We start from the raw sequence: 21,687 nt of genomic DNA, 5'->3' as shown, positions 1-21,687 counted from the left end.
GGGAAAGGCGATCAGTGATGTCGATCGGTAGCGGAGGTCGGCGCGGCTGCACCTTGCAAGAGGGCGGTCACGCCGTAGAGATCAGCCAGGCTCTGCAGGTTGGCCGGCAAGGGGCCGAAATCCAGTGCGGCACCACGGCCTGCGGCGGCACGCCGCCAGGCCAGGAGGGTCGCCACGGCCGAGGAATCGACCACGGCCACCTCGCTGACATCAATGCTGGCCTGGCCGGCGGCGATGGCCGAGAGGCCCTCGCGCAGGACGGTACTGGCATTGGAGAAGGTCAGCGAGGCGCCGGGCTTGAACATGATGCGTTCTTTCGGTTCGGGAGATGGGTCGATGAACGATAACGGCTTGTTTCCGGCTTACTTCTTGCCGTTACCGCGTGCGGCCAGCTGCTGGTTCTTGTCGGTCAGCGCCTTGATCAGGCCGTCGATGCCGCCCTTGTTGATCTCGTTGGAGAAGGTACCGCGATAGGCCTCCACCAGCCAGGCGCCCAGCACGTTAACGTCATAAAGCTTCCAGCCGTCGGCCTTCTTTTCCAGGCGATAGCTCAGCTGGATGGGCTCGCCACCGCGCGAGGAGATCACCTGCGAGTTCACTTCCACTTCGGTATCGGTGGGGGCGGCGCGCAGCGGCTTGAATTCGATCTTCTGGTCACGCACCTGCGACAGCGCGCCGGAGTAGGTGAACACCAGCAGGCTGCGGAACTGGGTGATCAGCTGCTTCTGCTGTTCCGGGGTGGCCTGGCGCCAGTAGCGGCCGGCGGCCAGCTGGGTCATGCGCTCGAAGTCGACGTAGGGCAGGATCTTCTGTTCCACCAGCTGCATGATGCGGGCGTTGTTGCCGGCCTGGATATCCTTGTCGTTCTTGGCGGTATCCAGCACTTCCGAGCTGATGCGCTTGACCAGCGCATCCGGGGCTTCCTGGGCGGACGCGGCGCCCGAGAAGAACAGCGCGGGAACAGCCAGGGCGGCAATGGCGAAAAGTTTGGTAAGCATCTTCATAAGTCGGTTTTCCATTCGAGTCAGCAGGAGGTGCCGGGGCCGCCAAGGGCGCCGCGCAGTACAGCGCGCCGACGGCAGCCGGCAAGTCCTTCGAAACCCGCCCGGGAGCGGGGTTCCCGCGCCGTCACAGTTCGGCACGGATGTTACAGATTGTCCGGAGAGGACAGAAAAACTGGGCAGACAGCGCAGATTGGGCAGTTGGCCCGCATTTCAAGACCAGACTGCAGCGCCGCAGGTGCAACCGCGGCCTCCCCCCCGCACGGCGGGGGAAAGCCATCGGCCATCAAGGCTTGATGGCTTCTTCCTTCTGCTCGCGGCCGCCGGAGGCACCGTCGATCTGGCTCTGGCGGCGTTGCAGATAGGCATCGCGCACGAAGTCGTACTTGTCCAGCGCAGCATCTTCCAGCAGGGTCGAGGCATCCAGCAACTGGGCACGGCGGTCGACGATGCGCACCACCGCACCGACGTTGCGCCAGCGGACCGGACGCTTGTAGGTCCACAGGTCGCCGTACAGGTCCACCGGCATGCCGGCGGTGTCGCGCAGGGTGGACGGGCCGAAGAACGGCAGCACCACGTAGGGACCGGAGCCTACGCCCCACTTGCCCAGGGTCTGGCCGAAATCGGATTTCTCACGCGGCAGGCGGGCTTCGGTCGCCACGTCCAGCACGCCACCCAGGCCGAAGGTGGTGTTGATGGCCACGCGCATGAAGGTCGAGACACCCTGTTCGATACGGCCCTGCAGCAGCTGGTTGATGGACGACCAGACATCGCCGATGTTGCCGAAGAAGTTGCCCACGCCATGCTGGATCGGGGTCGGCACCACGGTGTCGTAAGCTTGGGCGGCCGGCTTCAGGGCGACTTTGTCGACCGTGTCGTTGAAGCTGAACATGGTGCGGTTGAAGCCTTCCAGTGGATCATTCGCATTGTTGGCGGTGCTGGCGCAGCCCGTCAGGGCGGCGGCGGCCAGGGCGAAGGCGCCGAGACGACCTGCATAGGCGGTGTTGATGGTTTTTTTATTCATTTGATTCATTTGGAATCATCCTTTCCCTCTGCCGCCTTGCTGTACAGGAATTGACCGATCAGGTTTTCCAGCACGATAGCGGATTGTGTCATCTTAATCGTATCGCCCGAGGCCAGGTTAGCAGTATCGCCGCCTGGCTCGATGCCGATGTATTGTTCACCCAACAGACCGGAGGTCAGGATCTTGGCCGAACTGTCCTTGGGGAATTTGTACCCCTCGTCCATGTTCAGCGTGACCACCGCGCGGAAGGTCTGGTCATCGAAGCGGATCGAATCGACACGGCCCACCACCACCCCGGCGCTCTTGACGGCCGCGCGCGACTTCAGGCCGCCGATGTTGTCAAAATTGGCCTTGAGGGCATAGGTCTTCTGGCCGAAGGACATCGAGCTCATGTTGCCGACCTTCAGCGCCAGGAACGCCAGCGCGGCCACACCGGCCAGCACGAAGATTCCTACCCAGGCATCCAGAGATTTACGTTGCATATTGAACCCTTTTTCTACCCTTTTATTCACATCATTGCGCCCCGAGCGGGCGCTTGTCCAAGTACTGCGGCGACTCAGCTGAACATCAGCGCCGTCAGCAGGAAATCCAGGCCCAGCACGGTCAGCGAGGCGATCACCACGGTCCGGGTCGTAGCCCGGGCCACGCCTTCGGGCGTCGGCTGGGCTTCATAACCCTGGAACAGCGCCACGAAGGTGACGGCGATACCGAAGACGATGCTCTTCAACACGCCATTGGCGATGTCATTCCACACATCCACGCCGCCCTGCATCTGCGACCAGAACGCACCGTCATCCACGCCGATCAGCAGCACGCCGACCACATAGCCGCCCAGCACACCGACGGCGCTGAAGATGGCCGCCAGCACCGGCATGGCGATCACGCCAGCCCAGAAGCGCGGGGCCACCACGCGTTGCAGCGGGTTCACCGCCATCATTTCCATGGCCGAGAGTTGCTCGCCGGCCTTCATCAGGCCGATTTCGGCGGTCAGCGAGGTCCCGGCGCGGCCGGCAAAGAGCAGGGCCGTCACCACCGGACCCAGCTCACGGGTCAGCGACAGGGCCACCAGCAGGCCCAGGGCCTGTTCCGAACCATACTTGTTAAGCGTGTAATACCCTTGCAGACCCAGCACGAAGCCCACGAACAGGCCCGATACCGTGATGATCACCAGCGAATAATTGCCGATGAAGTGGATCTGGTCGGTGATGAGGCGCGGGCGGCGCAGCAGGCCCAGGGACGCGCCCAGCATGTTGATGAACATGCGCGCGGCAAAACCCACGCCGACCACGAACTCGCGCACGCTGCGGCCCAAGCCGCTGACGAAACCGGCGATCACGCTGCACCTCCCAGGCCCAGGTCCTCGGCCAGCGACTTGCCGGGATAGTGGAAGGGCACCGGGCCATCGGCCTGGGCATGGACAAATTGCTTCACATAGGGATCGGTGGATTCGCGCATCTCTTGGGGTGTGCCCTGCGCCACGATCTTGCCGGCCGACAGGAAATACACATAGTCGGCAATGGCAAAGGACTCGTTGACATCGTGCGACACCAGGATCGAGGTCGAGCCCAGGGCATCGTTGAGCCGGCGAATCAGGTTGGCGGTCACGCCCATGGAAATCGGATCGAGCCCGGCGAAGGGTTCGTCATACATGATCAGGGCCGGATCGAGCGCGATGGCACGTGCCAGCGCCACGCGGCGCGCCATGCCGCCGGAGATCTCGGCGGGCTTGAGCGAGGCGGCATTGCGCAGGCCCACGGCGTTCAACTTCATCAGCACCAGGTCGCGGATGAGCGTTTCATCCAGGTCTGTATGCTCGCGCAGCGGGAAGGCCACGTTGTCGAACACCGTCATGTCGGTAAAGAGCGCGCCGTTCTGGAACAGCATGCCCATCTTGCGGCGCAACACGTACAGTTGTCGGGTCGCCAGCGAAGGCACGTTCTCGCCATCGACTTCCACCCTGCCCTCTTGCGGCTGCAGCTGCCCGCCGATCAGGCGCAGGATGGTGGTCTTGCCGGAACCGGAACCGCCCATCACTGCCACCACCTTGCCGCGCGGGAAGTCCATCTGCAGACCGGTCAGGATAGGCCGGTCGCCATAACGGAAATGCAGATCGCGGATTTCGACGATATTAGTCAAAGCAGGCAAAGGGATTCTTTGAGGATTTGGGAAAACCGACATTGTAGAGCAAATTTTACAAATCGCTTTCAAGAAGGCAATACAGCCTGCAAATCACAGCCGCCGAAAAGCCCCGTTCTTTACAAGTTAGCAGCAGGTTCACTACAAATAGCCACTATTTCCTGCCGCCAACTAGATGACGAATGAGTCAGTGATATATTGCATATGAAAATAAATTCTCATTGCGTGGCGCGCCTGCAACGAAATGCTGCATTGCATGCAATACCTGGTAAGCGAATCAAGGCTCGCATGGTAACAGTGATGGGGAGATACCACAGGGCGGGGTTGCGGAAGGATGCATCGCAAAGCTGGGGCTTGGGGCGTGCGGCTTGCTACAATGTCGGTTTTGCTTTCGGAAGAATCTGTCATGAGCCTCAAATGCGGCATCGTGGGTCTGCCCAACGTCGGTAAGTCCACTCTTTTCAACGCGCTGACCAAGGCGGGCATCGCCGCCGAGAACTATCCGTTCTGCACCATCGAGCCCAACGTCGGCATCGTGGAAGTGCCCGATCCGCGTCTGAAGGCGCTGGCCGAGATCGTCAAGCCCGAGCGCATCCTGCCGGCGACGGTGGAATTCGTGGACATCGCCGGCCTGGTGGCGGGTGCCTCCAAGGGTGAAGGTTTGGGCAACCAGTTCCTGTCGCACATCCGCGAGACGGACGCCATCGTCAACGTGGTGCGTTGTTTCGAAGATCCGAACGTGATCCACGTGGCCGGCCGCGTGAGCCCGCTGGACGACATCGCCGTGATCCAGACCGAACTGGCGCTGGCCGACATGGGCACGGTCGAGAAGGCCATCCACCGCGAACAGAAGAAGGCCCGTTCCGGCGACAAGGATGCCGCCAAGCTGGTGGCCCTGCTGGAGCGCATCATGCCGGCGCTGGACGAAGCCAAGCCGGTGCGCGCGCTGGGCCTGGATGCCGAAGAGATGCTGCTGATCAAGCCGCTGTGCCTGATCACGGCCAAGCCGGCGATGTACGTGGCCAACGTGTCGGATAGCGGTTTCACCGACAACCCGCTGCTGGACCAGCTGACCGCCTACGCCAAGGAGCAGAACGCGCCCATCGTGGCCATCTGCGCCGCCATCGAAGCCGAGATCGCCGACCTGGACGACGCCGACAAGGCTGACTTCCTGGCCGACATGGGCATGGAAGAGCCGGGCCTGGATCGCCTGATCCGCGCGGCCTTCAGGCTGCTGGGCCTGCAGACCTACTTCACCGCTGGCGTCAAGGAAGTGCGTGCCTGGACGGTGCCGGTGGGCGCGACCGGCCCGCAGGCGGCTGGCGTGATCCACACCGACTTCGAACGCGGCTTCATCCGTGCGCAGACCATTGCCTTTGAGGACTTCATTGCCTTCAAGGGTGAGGCCGGTGCCAAGGAAGCGGGCAAGATGCGCGCGGAAGGCAAGGAGTATGTGGTCAAGGATGGGGATGTGATGAATTTCTTGTTCAACGTCTGAACCCAGATTCAATCAAGCCCTCTCCCCTGAACCCCGAATTATTTCGGGGTTTTTTATTATTCGCCGCCGTTGTACGCCGTTGCGCGTAGCGGACGTATTCCCGAGCTTTATCTAAAAATATAATACTTTGTGTTATATTTTATTGATAAGGCAACTGCATGCGCATTTTCATGAACGCCTGGTTCGAGCGGTTCAGCCGCAAACACGGCATCACGAATACGGCACTCCTGGACGCCATCGCCCGAGCCGAGCGCGGGCTCGTTGATGCAGACCTTGGAGGCGGCGTCATCAAGCAGCGCGTTGCGCGAGCCGGACAAGGAAAATCAGGTGGTATCCGCACCATCGTGTTGTATCGGACGAGTGAGCGAGCCTTTTTCATCTATGGGTTCGAAAAGAGCGACCGCGACAATATCGATGGTGATGAAGAGGCCACGTTCAAAAGAGCGGCTCTGCATGTGCTCAAGCTATCGGAAAAGCAGCTTGCCGCACTGATCGACCAGAGGCAATTGACGGAGGTAAATGGATATGGCCAAGAAATATCGTAGCCAAGCCTATGCGGCGATTCACGAAACGATGGAAGCGTTGCACGAAATCGGCGCCATCGACAAGCAGACCATGCGCGAGTTCGACGAAAGCTGTCTTACGCCGATACAACCGATGCCGCCTGAACGTATCCGCGCGCTGCGGGAGCGTGAGCACCTGTCGCAACCGATCTTTGCACTCTATTTGAACGTGAGCAGGAATCTGGTCTCCGACTGGGAACGCGGCATCAAGAAACCCGGTGGCCCAGCTTTGCGTCTGCTGACGGTGGTGGAAAAGAAAGGCATTCAAGCGATCGCCTGAATGACCAGCATTCAATGAATGACGGGTTTCAACTATGATCAGCGCCGGCACTTTGGGCAGCATCTTCCGTGCTTTCATGACAATCTGCCGCATCAAGCGCAACAACGCCGAACAGCGCATTGCCGCCCTGCGTGCCAATGACTGGCAGCCGCAACGCTTGCTGCAGCGGCCAAAGCAACGGCCTCGGCCAGCAACGATGAAGTGATTCTCCACAGCCGCGAATCAAGTTCTCACCGCCTCCCACTACTCAACTGCGGCGTCAAAAACGACTGCCTGAAATACTCCCGCACCGCCTCCATGGCCGGCGTAAACGTCACCCCCTTGCGCCAGGCCAGCCCCACATTCATGGCCGGCACATGATCCATCAGCAGCACCGTCTCGATGCGCAATCCTTCCAGCGACCACGGGCGATACACCAGGTCCGACAAGATCGCCACCCCCGACCCATTGGCCACCATGCTGCGCACCGCCTCGATGGAACTGGTCCGCATGATGATGTTGGGCTTGCGTCCGCTTTGATTCCAGTACCGCAGCGCGGTCTTGTCGGCCTCGTCCACCGTCAGCAGGATGAAGGGCTCATTGGCTACCTCCGAGAGATTCACCACCGAGCGCTCGCCCAGCGGATGACGCGCCGGTAGCCACAGTCGGCGCACTGATCCGAACAAGGTCTCGTAGGCGATCTCGCGGTGACGCAAATTGGATGTCAGCACCACCGCCATGTCGATCTCGCCCTCCACCAGGCTCTGCTCGATCTCCGCGCGCTCCTTCTCATGCACGTGGATCTTGATGCCCGGATAGGACTGCGACAGCCGCTGCAGATGGTGCGGCAAGAAATATCCCAGCACCGTATAGCTGGCCGCCACCCGCAAACTGCCGCTGGCCGTGTTGTCGGGCAAGGGGCTCTTCATCGCATCGTCCACGCTGCGCAGGATCGAATACGCATGGTTGAGGAAATGCCGCCCGCTGTCGGTGAGGATCATCCCCTGCGGCGAGCGGATGAACAGCGGTGCCCCCAGCAAGGCCTCCAGTTCCTGGATGGCACTGGTGACGGACGATTGCGAAATATGCAGATGGATCGCCGCCTGCGAAATCTGCCCCACTTCCGCAGTGGCCACGAAATAACGAATCTGCCGGAGGGTGATGGCCATGTTTGATGCCCTTCATAAGCTATCGGATTTTTCGATATCAAGCCCTCTGATAATACATCTGTCCAATACCGTTGACGATTTCTATACTCGGTTTCACGTGCTGATTCCGACAGCACCGGAGACCACCAGATGAAAACAATCGACCTGAATTCGGACATGGGCGAAGGCTTCGGCCCCTGGACCATCGGCGATGGCGTCGATGCGGCCATCCTGCCCCTGATCAGTTCAGCCAACATCGCCACCGGCTTTCACGCGGGCGATCCCAACACCATGCGGCGTACGGTGGAGCAGGCCCGGCAACACGGCGTTGCCATCGGCGCACATCCCGGCTTTCGCGACCTGGTCGGCTTCGGCCGCCGCCATCTCAACGCGCCGGCCATCGAACTGGTCAACGACATGCTCTATCAGCTCGGTGCCCTGCGTGAGTTCGCCCGCCTCAACGGCATGTCCCTGCAGCACATCAAGCCGCACGGCGCGCTCTACATGCACCTGGCCCGCGATGAGGAGGCCGCCCGCGTCTTCGTGCAGACGCTGCGCCAGCTGGACCCGAACTTGCTTCTCTTCTGCATGCACGGCTCAGCGGTCTGGCGCGTGGCGCAGGAACTGCAGCAGGCGGTGGTCTGCGAGTTCTATGCCGACCGCGATTACGACAACAGCGGCTCCATCGTCTTCACCCGCCGCGTCGGTGCGCTCGATCCGGCCCAGGTGGCAGCCAAGGTGCTGCGGGCGTGTCGCGAAGGCGTGGTGCGTACGGTCGAAGGACACGACATCCTCATCGCCTTCGACTCCGTCTGCATCCACAGCGATACCCCCGGCGCGCTGGCGCTGGTGCAGGCCACGCGCAAGAGCCTGGAAGCGGCCGACATCGCCATCGCCGCGCCGCGCTGATCCCCCCATTCGTTCCGAAGGAGAAAAGTCATGGCAGTCCACGAAGTGCACTCCCCCTTGCCCGGTACCTTCTATCGCCGGTCCAGTCCCGATGCCCCACCCTATGCAGAGGCAGGCGACGTCATCGAAGCCGGCGGCGTGATCGGCCTGATCGAAGTGATGAAACAATTTACGGAATTGCAGGCCGAGCACGGCGGCAAGCTGCTGGCCTTCCACGTCGGCAACGGCGACCCGGTCGAACCCGGCCAGCTGGTCGCCGTGATCGAGACCGCAGACTGAGGCCGGCATCATGACGACTTCCCTGCGCAAACTCCTCATCGCCAATCGCGGCGAGATCGCGGTGCGCATCATTCGTGCCGCGCAAGCCCTGGGCATCAAGACGGTAGCTGCCTGCAGCGAAGCCGATGCCGATTCGCTGGCCGCGCGCATGGCCGACGAAGTCCAGCTCATCGGCCCGGCCCGCGCCGACCGCAGCTATCTCAATGTGGACGCCTTGCTCAAGGCGGCACGCGACAGTGGTGCCGATGCCATCCATCCTGGCTATGGTTTCCTCTCCGAGAACGCCACCTTCGCCGAGGCCGTCAGCGCCGCCGGATTGATCTTCGTGGGACCGGAGGCCGATACCATCCGCCGCATGGGCGACAAGGCCGAAGCGCGTCGTACCGCAGCCGCCGCCGGGGTGCCAGTGGTGCCGGGCTCGGCGGGTGAACTGAAGGATCTCGCAACAGCGCTGGCCTGTGCCGACGAGATCGGCTATCCGCTGCTCATCAAGGCCTCGGCCGGAGGCGGCGGTCGCGGCATCCGCATGGCGCGCGATGCCGCCGAACTGGCAAGGGAATTCCCGCTGGCGCAAGGCGAGGCCCAGGCCGCCTTCGGTTCCGGTGCGGTGTATCTGGAGCGCTTCATCCGCCGTGCACGCCACATCGAAGTGCAGATCCTGGGCGATGGCCAGCGTGCCGTTCACCTGTTCGAACGCGAATGCTCGCTGCAACGGCGTCGCCAGAAAGTCTTCGAAGAAGCCCCCTCGCCCGTGCTCACGCCCTCACAGCGGCAAGCCCTGTGCGAGAGTGCGGTGCGGTTGGCCGAACAGCTGCACTATCGCGGCGCGGGCACGCTGGAATACCTCTTCGACGACGAGAGCGGCGAGTTCTTCTTCATCGAGATGAATACCCGCATCCAGGTCGAGCATCCGGTCACCGAGACGATCACCGGCATCGATCTGGTCCAGGCCATGTTGCGCATCGCCGGTGGCGAGCCGCTGGGCCTGCAGCAGTCCGATATCCGCATGCAGGGTGCGGCGCTGGAGATGCGCATCAATGCCGAAGATCCCGAGCGCAATTTCTTCCCCTGCCCCGGCACGGTCGCCGAGCTGCAGTGGCCGCAGGGTGAGGGCGTGCGCGTGGAGAGCCATCTCTATGCGGGCTATCGCATCCCGCCGTATTACGACTCGCTGCTGGCCAAGCTGGTGGTCCATGGCAAGGACCGCGCACAGGCCATCGCCCGCGCCCGGGCAGCGCTCACTGCCACGCGCATCACCGGCATGGCCACCACCTTGCCACTGCACCAGTGGTTGCTGGCCGATGCCCGCGTACAGGCTGCCCGCTTCGATACCGGTGCACTGGAAACCTGGCTGGCCGAACGTGCCGCCGCGCGCGCCGCGCAACTTGAGGAGGCCTGAGATGAACCGCACACAAGCCGTACCGGCCTCGCCCATCCGTTACAGCATTGCGGGCGACGAACACCTCTTTGCCGAAGTTTCGGAATCGATGTCCCTGGAAGCCTTCTTCCGCGCCATGGCCATCACACGCGCAGTGGAGAAGCTGGCATTGCCCGGCGTCCTCGATGTCTGCCTGGCCAACGCCTCCTTCCAGATCCGCTTCAATCCCGACCTGATCCATCCGCTGGCCCTGCTGGAACAGGTCAAGGCGCTGGAGAGCAGTACCACGGCCGAGCGGCGCATCGACACGCGCATCATCGAAGTCCCCGTGCTGTATGACGATCCCTGGACCAATGAAACACAGGCGCGCTTCCGCGACCGTCACCAGGATCCTGCTTCCACCGACCTGCAATACGCGGCGCGCATCAATGGCTACGAGGAAGTACAGGCCTTCATCGCCGCCCACAGCGGCACGCCGTGGTTCGTCTCCATGGTCGGCTTCGTGGCCGGCCTTCCCTTCATGTACCAGATGGTCGAACAGGACCGGCAACTGCAAGTCCCCAAGTACCTGCGTCCGCGCACCGACACGCCGAAGCTGACACTGGGACACGGTGGCTGCTTCGGTTGCATTTACTCGGTACGCGGTGCGGGTGGTTACCAGATGTTCGGCGTCACGCCCGCCCCGATCTACGATCCGCAACAGGGCCTGCCCTACCTGCAGGAATCGATGGTGTTCTTCCGCGCTGGCGACATCGTGCAATTCAAGGCCATCGATCGCAGCGCGTATGACGCCGCCGTCGAAGCCGTCGATGCCGGTCATTTCGACCTGCGCATCCGTCCCGTGCGGTTTGATCTCGATGCGTTCCAAACCGATCCCCAGGCCTGCATCCACGCTCTCAAGGAGGCCCTCCATGACGATTAAGGTAAAACAGCCCGGCCTGGCGACCTCGGTGCAGGACGGTGGCCGGGAAGGCTACTACCATCTGGGCATCCCGCCCTCGGGCGCGCTGGACCAATACGCCCTGCGCAGCGCCAACCTGCTGGTCGGCAACCACCCCACCACCTCCGCGCTGGAATGCAGCCTGCTCGGGCCGCAACTGGAATTCCAGTCTGACGCCCTGGTTGCCGTCACTGGAGCGCGCATGCAGCCGCGTGTGGATGGCAGCGAACGCCCCCTCGATACTGCGTTCATGGTGCGCAGCGGCCAGGTCCTGAGCTTCGATTATCCGAAAGCGGGCGCGCGCAGCTATCTCGCCATCGCCGGTGGCATCGATGTGCCGGTGGTGCTGGAAAGCCGTTCCACCTATGCGCTGGGCGCGTTGGGCGGGTGGCAGGGACGCAAGCTGGCCAAGGACGATGAACTGCCGCTGGGCCGGGCCGCGTCGAAGGCTGCCGAGGGGCGCGCCCTGCCGCTGTCGCTGGTGCCGGTCTTCGATCGCGAAGCCACGCTGCGCGTGGTGCCGGGGCTGTATATACATCGTCTCACCGAGGACGCCGTGGAACGCTTCTTTGCCGATACCTGGACCGTGGGCTCGGAAGCAGACCGTATCGGCTACCGCTTCAAGGGCGGCCAGGCGATGCAGTTCAAGCCACGGGAACAGCCCTTCGGCGCCGGTTCGGATCCCTCCAACATCGTCGATGCCTGCTATCCCATCGGCTCGATCCAGATCCCCGGGGGCCTGGAACCTATCGTCCTGTTGCGGGATGCGGTCTCCGGTGGCGGCTACGCCACCATCGGCACGGTCATCAGCGCCGACCTCGACCTGATCGGGCAACTGCAGCCCAACCACAAAGCCCAGTTCGTGCGGGTGACGCTGGAGCAGGCCCTGGAGGCCCGCCGCCAGTACCAGCAGCGCTTCCAGCGCCTGAGCAGCCTGCTGGGCAGCTGACACTTCCGCACGCATTGCACCGCGTTTGACGCTTGTCCCCAGGCCAGTCCGCACGAGCGGCTGCCCTGGGGCCGGCCCCGGCTTTGCCTTCGCTTTCGTACTCGTACTCGCACTCGCAGCAACTTGCAGCAACTTGTTGGAACGTCCTTCTTGCCTCTCATCCGCCTCATTGAATCATTGCTTCAACGTCTCTGGAGAAACTGACATGGCCGGCCTATCACACACACAGAACAAGGAAACCGATCTCTCCACCCACAGCGTCCCCGCCAGCGCGCGCATGGGAAAACTGTCGCTGACGATGGCCTGGTGGGCCGTCTGCAGCGCGATCTTCTACATCGTCGTGGGAGCATCGCTGGCGCTGACCTATGGGGCGCGCAATGCCCTGATCGGCATGGTGCTCTCGGTCATCAGCTACGGACTCATCAATGCCTGCATCAGCCGCTACGCCATGCGCACCGGCCTGTCGGTGGCCCTGTTCTCGCGCATCCTGTTCGGCCGGCTCGGGGCCTCGCTGGCGACGTTGATCTTCTTTTCCACCGCGATCTACTACGCCGTCTTCGAGGGCTCGGTGATCGCAGTGGCCCTGCATCATCTGTATCCCTCGCTGCTCTATCCGGTCGCGGCGCTGATCGTGGTGCTCTACAGCGTGCCGCTGGTGTTTGGCAGCGTGCAGAACTGGCTGGACAAGTTCAACGGCGTGCTGCTGCCGTTCTATCTGCTGGGCCTGCTGATGGCGCTGGTGCTGGCGGTGAGCCAGTATGGCTACCAGCCGCAGTGGCTGGACTTCGGCCCGGCGGTGCCGCCGGCGGACGGCTGGTGGAGCTGCTTCACGTATTACATGGGCGTGTGGGTACTGATGATGTTCACCTTCGACTACGCCCGCTTCGGCAAGCCGGAAGATGCGACGTATCACGGCCGCTTCAATTTCGGGATGCCCTTCTACCTGGTCACCATCCTGCTCAATGGTGCTGCCGGCATCTACCTGGCCAGCAGCATTCCGCAGGATGGCCCGCTGTCCGAGGTATCGGTGGTGATGGCCATCCTCAAGCTGATGGGGTTCTGGGGACTGCTCTTCGTATGGGTCACGCAGACGCGCATCAATACCGCCAACTACTATCTGGCGACGGTCAACATGCAGGCCTTCTTCGGCAACCTGCTGGGCCTGCGCGCCTCGCGCCTGGTGTGGTCGGTGGTGGTCGGCGCAGTGGTCTATGCGCTGATGCTGGCGGACGTGTTCTGCTACCTGCTCAAGGCACTGGCCTATCAGGGCGTGTTCGTGGTCGCCTGGGTGGGCGTGGCGCTGGCGCATATTCTCACCGTACCCGATCACGCTGGCACCGGCGAAGGCTCGGCCGGCATCAACCGTGTCGGCCTGGGAGCGTGGTTCTGCGGCGTGGTACCGGGCTTCGTGCTGATGGAAATGACGGGCTTCTGGCCATCGCTGTCGGCACCGCTGACCTTCGTGGCGTCAATGGGGGTGTATGCCTTGTGGCAGCAGCGGGGACGCGCGGGCAAGACCTGGCAGACGGCGAAGTGATTGCGTTCCTGCGCAACACGAGGGCGGCCATGGCTGCCCTTTTTTGATGTCCGAATGACCTGTGCTCTCGGGCTGCCGGGCAACTGGTCCGCTAGGAAACCGCGCTTCGCTGAATCAGCTCCACCGGCTCCCGCGCCACCCCCAGATAACTTTCCACAATCTTCTTGTCCGCCGCCAGCACCCCCGCCGGCCCTTCACAAACGATCTCCCCCATCTCCAGCACATACCCGTAATCGGCCACCTGCAAGGCCGCGCGCGCATTCTGCTCCACCAGCAAGGTGGCCACGCCAGTGCTGCGCAGCTGGCTGATGATGGAAAGGATTTCCTTGGTGATCAGCGGTGCCAGGCCCAGGCTGGGCTCATCCAGCATCAGCACCTGCGGCTTGGCCATCAAGGCGCGCCCTACCGCCAGCATCTGGCGCTCGCCACCGGACAGCGTCCCGGCCGCCTGCTTGCGCCGCTCCTTCAGGCGCGGGAACAAGGCATAGACAAACTCCTGCTGATCCAGATAAGCGGATTCGCCATTGCGCCGCCGCTTGTACGCGCCCAGGAGCAGGTTGTCCTCCACGCTCATGGAGGTAAACAATTCACGCTTTTCCGGCACCAGCGACAGCCCGCGCGCCACGCGCTCCTCCACCTCCATCTGGCTCACATCCTCGCCCTGGAAAGCGATCCGCCCACTGGCTGCCGCGCCCGCCGGCATCGCGCCCATCATGGCATTGAGCAAGGTCGACTTGCCCGCGCCATTGGGCCCGATGACGGTCACGATCTGTCCGGCCCGCAGCGACAGCGCCGCCTCGGTCAACGCCGGCACCTTGCCATAGCGCGCCGAGAGCCCGCTGACTTCCAGCAACAGCGGCGCGCTCACCGCGCGCACTTCAGGTTCCACGCTGGCAGGGGTCATCATGGTTGCTGCAGTCATCATTGGGCTCCTCCCAGATAGGCTTCCAGCACCGCCGGGTGGACCTGGATCTGCGCCGGCGTGCCCTCGGCAATCTTGGTGCCGAATTCCATGACCACGATGTGGTCGGTCAATTGCATCACGAAGTCCATGTCGTGCTCCACCAGCAGCACCGCCATGCCCTCGCCGCGCAGCTTGTCCAGCAATGCCGCCAGCGCCTGCTTCTCCTTCAGGCGCAGACCGGCCGCCGGTTCATCCAGCAACAACAGCGCCGGATCACAGCACAGCGCGCGCGCAATCTCCAGGATGCGCTGCTGGCCCAGCGCCAGGCTACCTGCAGGCCGGTCCACCAGATCGCCCAGGCCGACACGCTCCAGCTGCCGCCGCGCTTCGCTGAGGATGCGCGCTTCCTCCTTGCGATTGGCCCGCGCCAGGCTGGCCAGGATGCCACGCTGGGGCGCGAACTCGCCGCGCCGGAACGCGCCCATGGCCGCGTTCTCCAGCACGCTCATCCCCGGCACCAGCCGCACATGCTGGAAAGTGCGCGCAATGCCACGGCTGGAGATCTCGCGCGAGGACAATCCCGCCAGCGACTGCCCGCGATAATTGAGCTTGCCGCTGGTAATGGAGAGCACACCGGTCACCAGGTTGAAGGTGGTCGACTTGCCCGCGCCATTGGGCCCGATCAGTCCCACGATCTCCCCGGCCTTCACCGAAAAGCTCACATCATTGACCGCCACCAGTCCACCGAACTGCTTGCGTGCTGCCTCCACTTCAAGGATCACTTCGCCCCGCGCCGGCTTGGGAATCTGCGTCAACGGCGCAGCATCCGCAGGCAACTGGCGCGGCAGGCGCCGCCCGAAACGCGCCTGCAGACGCGGCCACAAGCCCTCGTTGGCGAACTGCAGGAAGATCACCAGCGCGATGCCAAAGACGATGGCCTCGAAATTGCCGCCGGTACCCAGCACACCCGGCAACCACTCCTGCAGGAAATTGCTCAGCACCGCCAGCAGGCCCGCACCGAGGATCGCTCCCCACACATGGCCGGCACCACCGACCACCACCATCAGCAGGTAATCGATGCCGTATTTCAAGCCGAAGGGCGTGGGATTGACCGCCTGTTGCAGGTGCGCGTACAGCCATCCGGAAATGCCCGCCAGCACGGCTGCGTAGACGAAGATGACGATCTTCAGCCGGGCCGTATCGACCCCCATGGCCTCCGGCATGACCGTGCCGAACTTGAGCGCACGCACCGCGCGCCCGGCCCGCGAATCCAGGAAATTGACCACCGATACCAGTGCCAGGATCACCACGGCCCAGATGAGGAGATACATCGACGCCCCATTGCCGAAGGTGAACTGGCCGATGGCAATCGGCGGGATGCCGTTGATGCCGTCATGCTTGCCCAGCATCTCCAGGTTGCCGAACAGGTAGTACAGCGACAGGCCCCAGGCAATCGTGGACAACGGCAAATAGTGCCCGGAGATGCGCATGGTGAGCGTGCCGATCAGGAAAGCCGACAAGCCCGTCAGCCCGATCCCCGCCAGCAATCCGACCCAGGGCGAGAGTCCGAACTGCGTCGTGAGATACGCGGTCGTGTAGGCGCCGATGCCGACAAATGCCGCCTGCCCGAACGAGATCAATCCCGCCACGCCGGTCAGCAGCACCAGCCCCAGCGCGACGATGGCATACAGCCCGACATAGGACAGCAGCGTGACCCAGAACGGTGGCAGGCCCAATTGCGGCAGCACCAGCACGATGGCGAAGAACAGCACCGGCAAGGCGGCGCGATGCGATGTGAATGCAGTCATGGCGGCGTCCTCAGGCTTCTTCGTCGATGTGGTGGCTGGTCAGCGAGCGCCACAGCAGGATGGGGATGATGACCGTGAAGACGATCAGTTCCTTGAAGGCACTGGCCCAGAAGGAGGAAAAACTCTCGATCAGCCCGACCGATACCGAGCCCAGCGCCGCGATGGGATAACTGGCCAGTCCGCCGAAGATGGCGCCCACGAAGCCTTTCAGGGCGATGATGAAACCGGACTCATAGTTGACGATGGTGAAGGGCGCAATCAGGATGCCGCACAGCGCACCGATGCCCGCCGACATCGCGAAGGACAGCTTGCCCGCCTGGTTGATGCCCACCCCCACCAGCCGCGCACCGAGACGATTGACGGCAGTGGCACGCAAGGCCTTGCCGGTCAGCGTGCGTTCGAAGAAGACATAGATCACGGCGATCAGGGCGGCCACCGTCACCAGCACGATCACGCTCTGTCCCGAGACCGGGCTCTCGCCCAGGGTGAACTGCATCTCGGTGAAGGGCTTGGTATTGGTCCCCTCGGGGCCGAACATCAGCAATCCCAAACCGACCATGGCCAGATGCACACCCAGTGAGACGATCAGCAACACCAGCACGCTCGAATGCGCCAGCGGCTGATACGCCACGCGATAGATCATCGGTCCCATCGGCACCACGATCAGCAGTGTCAGCAGGATCTGCCAGGGCATGGCCAGCGCTTGCAGGTCCACATACCGCGTCAGTGCGTAGAGCACCAGCGGCAGGCCGATGTGCGTGGCCAGCAGCGGCGGCAGCCGGCGCAGGAAACGCGCGCGGCTCGCGGCCAGGCGCATGGCGGTGCCGCCTTCCACGGCCAGCGTCACGCCGCCCAGCGCCACCAGCAGCAAGGCGGTACCGGGGGCATGGCCGTTCTGGATGGCCGCCAGGGTCAATGCGCCGAAGGCGACGAACTCGCCCTGCGGCAGGAAAATCACCCGTGTCACTGAAAATACCAGGACCAGCGCCAGCGACAGCAGCGCATAGATGGCGCCGGTCGTGAAGCCGTCCTGGATCAGCACGGTCAGAATGCTGGTATCCACTTGTCTCCTCCTGTTGATGCCGGCCGCCGCAGATCGGGCTGCGACTGGCCGGGATAGGCCCGGTTCTTGTCAGGGATGAACCTTTGGGGCTGCTTTCTAGTGTCTGGCGCGGATGACCGGATGGGGCATGAAGCTTTCTGCAAACAGGCCGATGGCTCAAGCCTCCGGCTTCTTGGCCACCAGGGTCAGGATGTCGTAGGACGCCACCAGTTCGCCGTCCTGGTTGCTCACCTCCACATCCCAGGCCACCACGCCCTGCCCCTGGCCGTTGGCATCCTTCTTGTTGCGGTCGATCTTGCGCTTGCAGGTCAGGCGTGCCGAGATGGTGTCGCCGATGCCGACCGGCTTGACGAAGCGCAGCGTATCGAGCCCGTAGTTGGCCAGCACCGGACCCGGCGCAGGCGAGACGAACAGGCCGGCCGCTGCCGACAAGACGAAGTAGCCATGTGCAATGCGCTTGCCGAACGGCGACTGGCGTGCCGAGATGTCGTCGAAGTGCATGTAGAAATGGTCGCCCGAGAGGCAGCCGAAATTGACGATGTCGGCTTCGGTGACGGTACGGCGGTGCGTGGCCAGCGAGTCGCCGATCTGCAGGTCCTCGAAGTAGTGGCGGAAGGGATGGATATCCGATTCGCGCACCTTGGCACCGCGCACATGTTCGCCGACGACTGCGGCCAGCATGGTCGGCGAACCCTGCACTGCCGTGCGTTGCAAGTAATGCTTCACGGCGCGCGAACCGCCCAGTTCCTCACCGCCACCGGCGCGGCCAGGGCCACCGTGCTTGAGCTGCGGCAGGGGCGAACCGTGGCCGGTGGATTCCGGTGCGGCTTCGCGGTCGAGCACCAGCAGGCGGCCATGCCATGCAGCGGCCACAGGAATGGCGCGCGCCGCCACCGACGGGCTGCGCGTGACCAGGCTGGCCACCAGGCTGCCGCGTCCACGTGCGGCCAGCGCCAAGGCTTCATCGAGGTCGTCATAGGGCATGAGCGTGCTGACCGGACCGAAGGCTTCCACTTCATGCACCGGGCTGCCCGCTGAGGTATCGCGCGCCAGCAGCAGGGTCGGCGCGAAGAACGCACCTTCACCCACGCCTTCGCCTTGCGGCTGGAAGTGGCTGCCGGCACCCAGAATCAGTTCGGCACTTTGTTTCAACAGGGCCACGCGCTCTTCCACGTCGCGCTGTTGCGCGCGTGACGCCAGCGGCCCCATGCGCACCGACTCCAGCGCCGGATCACCAATGACGGTTTTCGACAGGCGCGCGGCGAGTTTTTCCGAAATTGCATCCAAGTGTTGGCGCGGCACGATGGCGCGGCGGATGGCCGTGCATTTCTGGCCGGCCTTGGTGGTCATCTCGCGCGCCACTTCCTTGACGAAGAGATCGAATTCCTCATCGTCAACGTTGACGTCGGGACCGAGGATGGCGCAGTTCAGCGAATCGGCTTCGGCATTGAAGGGAATGGAGTTGGCAATCAGGTTGGGATGCGCACGCAGCTTGGCCGCCGTATCGGCCGAGCCGGTAAAGGTCACCACGTCCTGCGCCTGCAGGCGATCGAGCAGGTCGCCGGTGCTGCCGATGACCAGCTGCAGGCTGCCCTCGGGCAGCAGGCCGGATTGCTGGATCAGGCGCACTGCCGCTTCAGCCAGATAGCTGGTGGCGGTGGCGGGCTTGACGATGCAAGGCATGCCGGCCAGGAAGGTCGGGGCGAATTTTTCCAGCATGCCCCAGACCGGGAAGTTGAAGGCATTGATGTGCACTGCCACGCCACCGCGCGGCACCAGGATGTGCGTCCCGGCGAAGCGGCCCTGCTTGCCCAACGAGATGGCCGGGCCTTCATGGACCAGGTTGGACGAAGGGAATTCATTGGTGCCGATGCTGGCATAGGTGAACAGCGTACCGCTGCCGCCTTCGATATCGATCCAGCTGTCGGTGCGGGTCGCGCCCGTGTGGGCGGAGACGGCGTAGAGCGTTTCCTTGTGCTCGACCAGGTATTTGGCCAGCGCCTTGAGGATCGCGGCACGCTGCTGGAAGTCCAGCTGCATCAGCGCCGGCAAGCCCTTCTTGCGGGCATGTTCCAGCGCTTCGCCGAAGTCGATGGATTCCTGGTGCGTGCTGGCGACGGTATGGCCGTTGACTGCGCTGTGCAGTGCCTGGGCCGGGCTTTCACCGAACCAGCGGCCAGCGATGAAACTCTGGAGCAAGGGTGGACGGGCGGACATCGGAGACTCCTGTAATCGTGGGGACGCAGCGCTGCGGGCAGTGAAGCCACGCAGCGTTGAAGAGAAGGTGGATCAGGGCTGGTACTGCCAGGCGCCGTCAACGATCTTGACCATCACCGAAGCACGCTGGTCCAGGCCCAGGTGATCGGTGGCCGACATGTTGTAGACGCCATGCACACCGGTGACTTCCTTGGTGGCTTCCAGCGCATCGCGCAGGGCCGCGCGGAATTCCGGTGTCCCCGGCTTGGCGCGCTTCAACGCCACCGGAATGGCCGACTGCAGCAGCACGCCTGCATCCCAGGCATAGCCGCCGAAGAGCGAGACGCTGTCCTTGCCATGGGCCGCCTCATACTTGGCGGTGTAGTCCAGCGCCACCTTGCGGATGGGGTTGGCAGCCGGCAGTTGCGCCGCCACCAGCACGGGGCCGGCCGGCAGCAGGGTGCCCTCCAGCATCTTGCCGCCCACGCGCAGGAAGTCGGCATTGGCCACGCCGTGGGTCTGGTAGATCTGGCCCTTGAAACCGCGCTCCTTCAACGCCCGCTGCGGCACCACGGCCGGGGTGCCGGAGGCGGCGATGAGGATGGCATCCGGCTTGGCTGCCACCAGCTTCAGGGCTTGCGCCGTGGCCGATGTGTCATTGGGAGCGAAGCGCTCGTTGGCGACCAGTTCCAGTTTCTTGAGGCCGGCGGCCTTCTTGAATTCTTCGTACCAGCCTTCTCCATAGGCGTTGGAATAACCGATGAAGGCAATGCGCTGGTAGCCGCGCGCCACCATGTCCTTGGCGATGGCCAGCGACATCATGATGTCGTTCTGCGGTGTCTTGAAGACCCACTTCTTCTTGGCATCCATGGGTTCGACGATGCGTGCGGCGGCGGCCAGCGAGATCATCGGCGTCTGTGCTTCGGCGGCCACTTCGATCATCGAGATCGAGTTGGGGCTGACCGATGAGCCGACGATCACATCCACATTGTTTTCAGAAACGAAGCGGCGCGCGTTCTTGACCGCCTGCGTGGTGTCGGAGGCGTCGTCGAGGACGATGTAGTTGATCTTCTGCCCGGCGATGGTGGCCGGCAGCAGCGCGATGGTGTTCTTTTCGGGGATGCCCAGCGAAGCGGCCGGGCCAGTGGTGGATACGGTGACGCCGACGTTGATGTCAGCGTGTGCGACGAGCGCGCAGCCGGCCAGGGCCAGCGCCAGCAAAGGGCGAGCAAACTGCATGGAGGTCTCCTTGATGATTTTGTCATTGTGGTGCTGCGTGCCTGCAATGACGCTACCGATCAAGGGCTCACGTCATCGTTTCTTCTTTCCGGTGCCTTCCAGGCTGACGGCACCGATCCCGCCAAACAACAAATCGGACACGACCACGGCCATGCGTTCATGCGTCAGTTCGCCATCGGGCTTCAACCACATGAACATCCAGTTGATCATGCCGAACAACAGCATGGCCAGCGGCTTGGCCATGCGGCTGCGATCCAGTTCAGGGCGCACCGCGCACATGGCGTCGGCTACTGCCTTGACCACCTTGCGCTCGCCGGTGAGGATGCGCTTCTGGTCTCCCGGTTCCAGGAAACGCACGTCCTCGGTCAGGACGCGATGCTCGTTCTGCGCATCGCGGTATTCCTCCACGAAGCGCTGGATCAAGAGGCGCAAGCGCGGCTCCGGGTCCAGCTCCTGCTGCGCGACTTCATCGACCAGCGCACAGAGGCGGTCGATGTGGTCTTCGCAGATGTGCATCAACAGCTGGTGCTTGTCGGCAAAGTAGTGATACAGCGACGCCTTGGACAGGCCACACGCCAGCGCCACCTCATTCATCGATGTGCCCACGAAACCATTGCGCGCGAACAAGGCTGCCGCCTGTTCGATGATGGTCTCGCGCTGGTTGTCGTATCCCGCTGCTCGCTTGCGTGGCATAAATGCTTCCTCGTCGATATTTCCGCAAAGTCATGATTGTGCCGTAAATCAAAACTCTTACGAAACATCTATCGGAGACATCCTGCCCTGCCAGCCTCCCTGCCCTGCCTCAATTTCCCTGCCTGCTGAACACGGTCAGAAAAAATCTTCAAAACATTATTGA

23 protein-coding genes are annotated in these 21,687 nt (G+C 63.1%); 10 read left to right on the top strand and 13 right to left on the bottom strand.

Translation table 11 applies throughout. From position 1 onward, the window contains the following. Positions 1–11 precede the first annotated feature (11 nt). From FYB76_RS14015 to FYB76_RS13990, 6 genes are all read right to left on the bottom strand, one after another. Positions 12–305 (bottom strand): lipid asymmetry maintenance protein MlaB, encoded by a 294-nt coding sequence (locus FYB76_RS14015; protein ID WP_088756882.1) that lies wholly within the window; start codon positions 303–305, stop codon positions 12–14. A 57-nt stretch (positions 306–362) separates the two neighbouring features. Continuing rightward, the gene (locus FYB76_RS14010; RefSeq protein WP_154134039.1) at positions 363–1,004 is read right to left on the bottom strand and encodes a phospholipid-binding protein MlaC; all 642 of its coding nucleotides are present in this window, start codon (positions 1,002–1,004) and stop codon (positions 363–365) included. Positions 1,005–1,287: 283 nt separating this feature from the next. Continuing rightward, entirely contained in the window at positions 1,288–2,025 is a 738-nt protein-coding gene (locus tag FYB76_RS14005; protein WP_088756880.1) for a VacJ family lipoprotein, read from the bottom strand. A gap of 5 nt (positions 2,026–2,030) precedes the next feature. Beyond that, entirely contained in the window at positions 2,031–2,507 is a 477-nt protein-coding gene (mlaD, locus tag FYB76_RS14000) for an outer membrane lipid asymmetry maintenance protein MlaD (protein ID WP_088756879.1), read from the bottom strand. A gap of 74 nt (positions 2,508–2,581) precedes the next feature. Next, positions 2,582–3,361: a lipid asymmetry maintenance ABC transporter permease subunit MlaE gene (gene mlaE / locus FYB76_RS13995; RefSeq protein ID WP_088756878.1), complete on the bottom strand. Its 780-nt coding sequence runs from the start codon at positions 3,359–3,361 to the stop codon at positions 2,582–2,584. Beyond that, positions 3,358–4,161 carry an ABC transporter ATP-binding protein gene (locus FYB76_RS13990; RefSeq protein ID WP_187697722.1) on the bottom strand — a complete coding sequence of 268 codons (804 nt, stop codon included), beginning with the start codon at positions 4,159–4,161 and terminating at the stop codon, positions 3,358–3,360. Before FYB76_RS13990 ends, mlaE begins: the two co-directional genes overlap by 4 nt. Before the next feature lie 406 nt (positions 4,162–4,567). On the opposite strand from FYB76_RS13990, the gene ychF reads away from it, so the two are divergent. The 4 genes from ychF (at position 4,568) to FYB76_RS13970 (ending at position 6,707) form a co-directional block, all read left to right on the top strand. Beyond that, positions 4,568–5,659 (top strand): redox-regulated ATPase YchF, encoded by a 1,092-nt coding sequence (gene ychF, locus FYB76_RS13985; RefSeq protein ID WP_069374935.1) that lies wholly within the window; start codon positions 4,568–4,570, stop codon positions 5,657–5,659. A gap of 158 nt (positions 5,660–5,817) precedes the next feature. Further along, positions 5,818–6,204, top strand: a complete 387-nt coding sequence (locus FYB76_RS13980) for a type II toxin-antitoxin system RelE/ParE family toxin (RefSeq protein WP_154134038.1) — start codon at positions 5,818–5,820, stop codon at positions 6,202–6,204. Next, complete coding sequence (locus FYB76_RS13975; RefSeq protein WP_154134158.1) at positions 6,185–6,502, top strand: DNA-binding transcriptional regulator; 318 nt, start codon at positions 6,185–6,187, stop codon at positions 6,500–6,502. Before FYB76_RS13980 ends, FYB76_RS13975 begins: the two co-directional genes overlap by 20 nt. Positions 6,503–6,536: 34 nt before the next feature. Next, positions 6,537–6,707 (top strand): hypothetical protein, encoded by a 171-nt coding sequence (locus FYB76_RS13970; RefSeq protein ID WP_154134036.1) that lies wholly within the window; start codon positions 6,537–6,539, stop codon positions 6,705–6,707. 25 nt (positions 6,708–6,732) lie between these two features. On the opposite strand, the gene FYB76_RS13965 is transcribed toward FYB76_RS13970, so the two are convergent. Next, positions 6,733–7,650, bottom strand: coding sequence for a LysR family transcriptional regulator (locus FYB76_RS13965; protein ID WP_154134035.1), 918 nt, complete (start codon positions 7,648–7,650; stop codon positions 6,733–6,735). A gap of 129 nt (positions 7,651–7,779) precedes the next feature. Between FYB76_RS13965 and FYB76_RS13960 the strand changes: the two genes are divergently transcribed. The 6 genes from FYB76_RS13960 (at position 7,780) to FYB76_RS13935 (ending at position 13,621) form a co-directional block, all read left to right on the top strand. Further along, positions 7,780–8,538: a 5-oxoprolinase subunit PxpA gene (locus FYB76_RS13960; RefSeq protein WP_154134033.1), complete on the top strand. Its 759-nt coding sequence runs from the start codon at positions 7,780–7,782 to the stop codon at positions 8,536–8,538. Positions 8,539–8,568: 30 nt separating this feature from the next. Then, entirely contained in the window at positions 8,569–8,817 is a 249-nt protein-coding gene (locus tag FYB76_RS13955) for an acetyl-CoA carboxylase (RefSeq protein ID WP_088756871.1), read from the top strand. 10 nt (positions 8,818–8,827) lie between these two features. Next, complete coding sequence (locus FYB76_RS13950; protein WP_154134031.1) at positions 8,828–10,216, top strand: acetyl-CoA carboxylase biotin carboxylase subunit; 1,389 nt, start codon at positions 8,828–8,830, stop codon at positions 10,214–10,216. A 1-nt stretch (position 10,217) separates the two neighbouring features. Next, positions 10,218–11,117, top strand: a complete 900-nt coding sequence (locus tag FYB76_RS13945; protein ID WP_154134029.1) for an allophanate hydrolase subunit 1 — start codon at positions 10,218–10,220, stop codon at positions 11,115–11,117. Further along, entirely contained in the window at positions 11,107–12,084 is a 978-nt protein-coding gene (locus FYB76_RS13940; RefSeq protein ID WP_154134027.1) for a biotin-dependent carboxyltransferase family protein, read from the top strand. The genes FYB76_RS13945 and FYB76_RS13940 overlap by 11 nt, the downstream gene beginning before the upstream one ends. Positions 12,085–12,289: 205 nt before the next feature. Next, positions 12,290–13,621 (top strand): cytosine permease, encoded by a 1,332-nt coding sequence (locus tag FYB76_RS13935; protein ID WP_154134025.1) that lies wholly within the window; start codon positions 12,290–12,292, stop codon positions 13,619–13,621. A gap of 91 nt (positions 13,622–13,712) precedes the next feature. On the opposite strand, the gene FYB76_RS13930 is transcribed toward FYB76_RS13935, so the two are convergent. The 6 genes from FYB76_RS13930 to FYB76_RS13905 form a co-directional block, all read right to left on the bottom strand. After that, positions 13,713–14,546 carry an ABC transporter ATP-binding protein gene (locus tag FYB76_RS13930; RefSeq protein ID WP_187697721.1) on the bottom strand — a complete coding sequence of 278 codons (834 nt, stop codon included), beginning with the start codon at positions 14,544–14,546 and terminating at the stop codon, positions 13,713–13,715. After that, a complete protein-coding gene (locus tag FYB76_RS13925; protein WP_154134024.1) occupies positions 14,543–16,333 on the bottom strand; it encodes an ATP-binding cassette domain-containing protein in 1,791 nt (596 codons plus the stop codon). Before FYB76_RS13925 ends, FYB76_RS13930 begins: the two co-directional genes overlap by 4 nt. 10 nt (positions 16,334–16,343) lie before the next feature. Next, positions 16,344–17,396 (bottom strand): branched-chain amino acid ABC transporter permease, encoded by a 1,053-nt coding sequence (locus tag FYB76_RS13920; RefSeq protein ID WP_370516349.1) that lies wholly within the window; start codon positions 17,394–17,396, stop codon positions 16,344–16,346. A 156-nt stretch (positions 17,397–17,552) separates the two neighbouring features. Next, on the bottom strand, positions 17,553–19,613 hold the full coding sequence (paaZ, locus tag FYB76_RS13915; protein ID WP_154134023.1) for a phenylacetic acid degradation bifunctional protein PaaZ: 2,061 nt from the start codon (positions 19,611–19,613) through the stop codon (positions 17,553–17,555). Between the two features lie 72 nt (positions 19,614–19,685). Next, positions 19,686–20,831: an ABC transporter substrate-binding protein gene (locus FYB76_RS13910; RefSeq protein ID WP_154134021.1), complete on the bottom strand. Its 1,146-nt coding sequence runs from the start codon at positions 20,829–20,831 to the stop codon at positions 19,686–19,688. 72 nt (positions 20,832–20,903) lie between these two features. After that, entirely contained in the window at positions 20,904–21,524 is a 621-nt protein-coding gene (locus FYB76_RS13905) for a TetR/AcrR family transcriptional regulator (RefSeq protein ID WP_154134019.1), read from the bottom strand. Between the last annotated feature and the right edge of the window lie 163 nt (positions 21,525–21,687).

It is taken from the genome of Herbaspirillum sp. CAH-3 (assembly GCF_009668275.1).
Lineage (GTDB): Bacteria > Pseudomonadota > Gammaproteobacteria > Burkholderiales > Burkholderiaceae_D > Herbaspirillum > Herbaspirillum aquaticum.
This window is presented reverse-complemented; position numbering and strand designations above follow the sequence as displayed.

Excerpts from the sequence above, each read along its gene's own strand:
- FYB76_RS14015 (WP_088756882.1), bottom strand. The coding sequence starts at position 305 with ATGTTCAAGCCCGGCGCCTCGCTGACCTTCTCCAATGCCAGTACCGTC.
- FYB76_RS14010 (WP_154134039.1), bottom strand. The coding sequence starts at position 1,004 with ATGAAGATGCTTACCAAACTTTTCGCCATTGCCGCCCTGGCTGTTCCC.
- FYB76_RS14005 (WP_088756880.1), bottom strand. The coding sequence starts at position 2,025 with ATGAATAAAAAAACCATCAACACCGCCTATGCAGGTCGTCTCGGCGCC.
- mlaD (WP_088756879.1), bottom strand. The coding sequence starts at position 2,507 with ATGCAACGTAAATCTCTGGATGCCTGGGTAGGAATCTTCGTGCTGGCC.
- ychF (WP_069374935.1), top strand. The coding sequence starts at position 4,568 with ATGAGCCTCAAATGCGGCATCGTGGGTCTGCCCAACGTCGGTAAGTCC.
- FYB76_RS13980 (WP_154134038.1), top strand. The coding sequence starts at position 5,818 with ATGCGCATTTTCATGAACGCCTGGTTCGAGCGGTTCAGCCGCAAACAC.
- FYB76_RS13975 (WP_154134158.1), top strand. The coding sequence starts at position 6,185 with ATGGCCAAGAAATATCGTAGCCAAGCCTATGCGGCGATTCACGAAACG.
- FYB76_RS13970 (WP_154134036.1), top strand. The coding sequence starts at position 6,537 with ATGATCAGCGCCGGCACTTTGGGCAGCATCTTCCGTGCTTTCATGACA.
- FYB76_RS13965 (WP_154134035.1), bottom strand. The coding sequence starts at position 7,650 with ATGGCCATCACCCTCCGGCAGATTCGTTATTTCGTGGCCACTGCGGAA.
- FYB76_RS13960 (WP_154134033.1), top strand. The coding sequence starts at position 7,780 with ATGAAAACAATCGACCTGAATTCGGACATGGGCGAAGGCTTCGGCCCC.
- FYB76_RS13955 (WP_088756871.1), top strand. The coding sequence starts at position 8,569 with ATGGCAGTCCACGAAGTGCACTCCCCCTTGCCCGGTACCTTCTATCGC.
- FYB76_RS13950 (WP_154134031.1), top strand. The coding sequence starts at position 8,828 with ATGACGACTTCCCTGCGCAAACTCCTCATCGCCAATCGCGGCGAGATC.
- FYB76_RS13945 (WP_154134029.1), top strand. The coding sequence starts at position 10,218 with ATGAACCGCACACAAGCCGTACCGGCCTCGCCCATCCGTTACAGCATT.
- FYB76_RS13940 (WP_154134027.1), top strand. The coding sequence starts at position 11,107 with ATGACGATTAAGGTAAAACAGCCCGGCCTGGCGACCTCGGTGCAGGAC.
- FYB76_RS13935 (WP_154134025.1), top strand. The coding sequence starts at position 12,290 with ATGGCCGGCCTATCACACACACAGAACAAGGAAACCGATCTCTCCACC.
- FYB76_RS13930 (WP_187697721.1), bottom strand. The coding sequence starts at position 14,546 with ATGATGACTGCAGCAACCATGATGACCCCTGCCAGCGTGGAACCTGAA.
- FYB76_RS13925 (WP_154134024.1), bottom strand. The coding sequence starts at position 16,333 with ATGACTGCATTCACATCGCATCGCGCCGCCTTGCCGGTGCTGTTCTTC.
- paaZ (WP_154134023.1), bottom strand. The coding sequence starts at position 19,613 with ATGTCCGCCCGTCCACCCTTGCTCCAGAGTTTCATCGCTGGCCGCTGG.
- FYB76_RS13910 (WP_154134021.1), bottom strand. The coding sequence starts at position 20,831 with ATGCAGTTTGCTCGCCCTTTGCTGGCGCTGGCCCTGGCCGGCTGCGCG.
- FYB76_RS13905 (WP_154134019.1), bottom strand. The coding sequence starts at position 21,524 with ATGCCACGCAAGCGAGCAGCGGGATACGACAACCAGCGCGAGACCATC.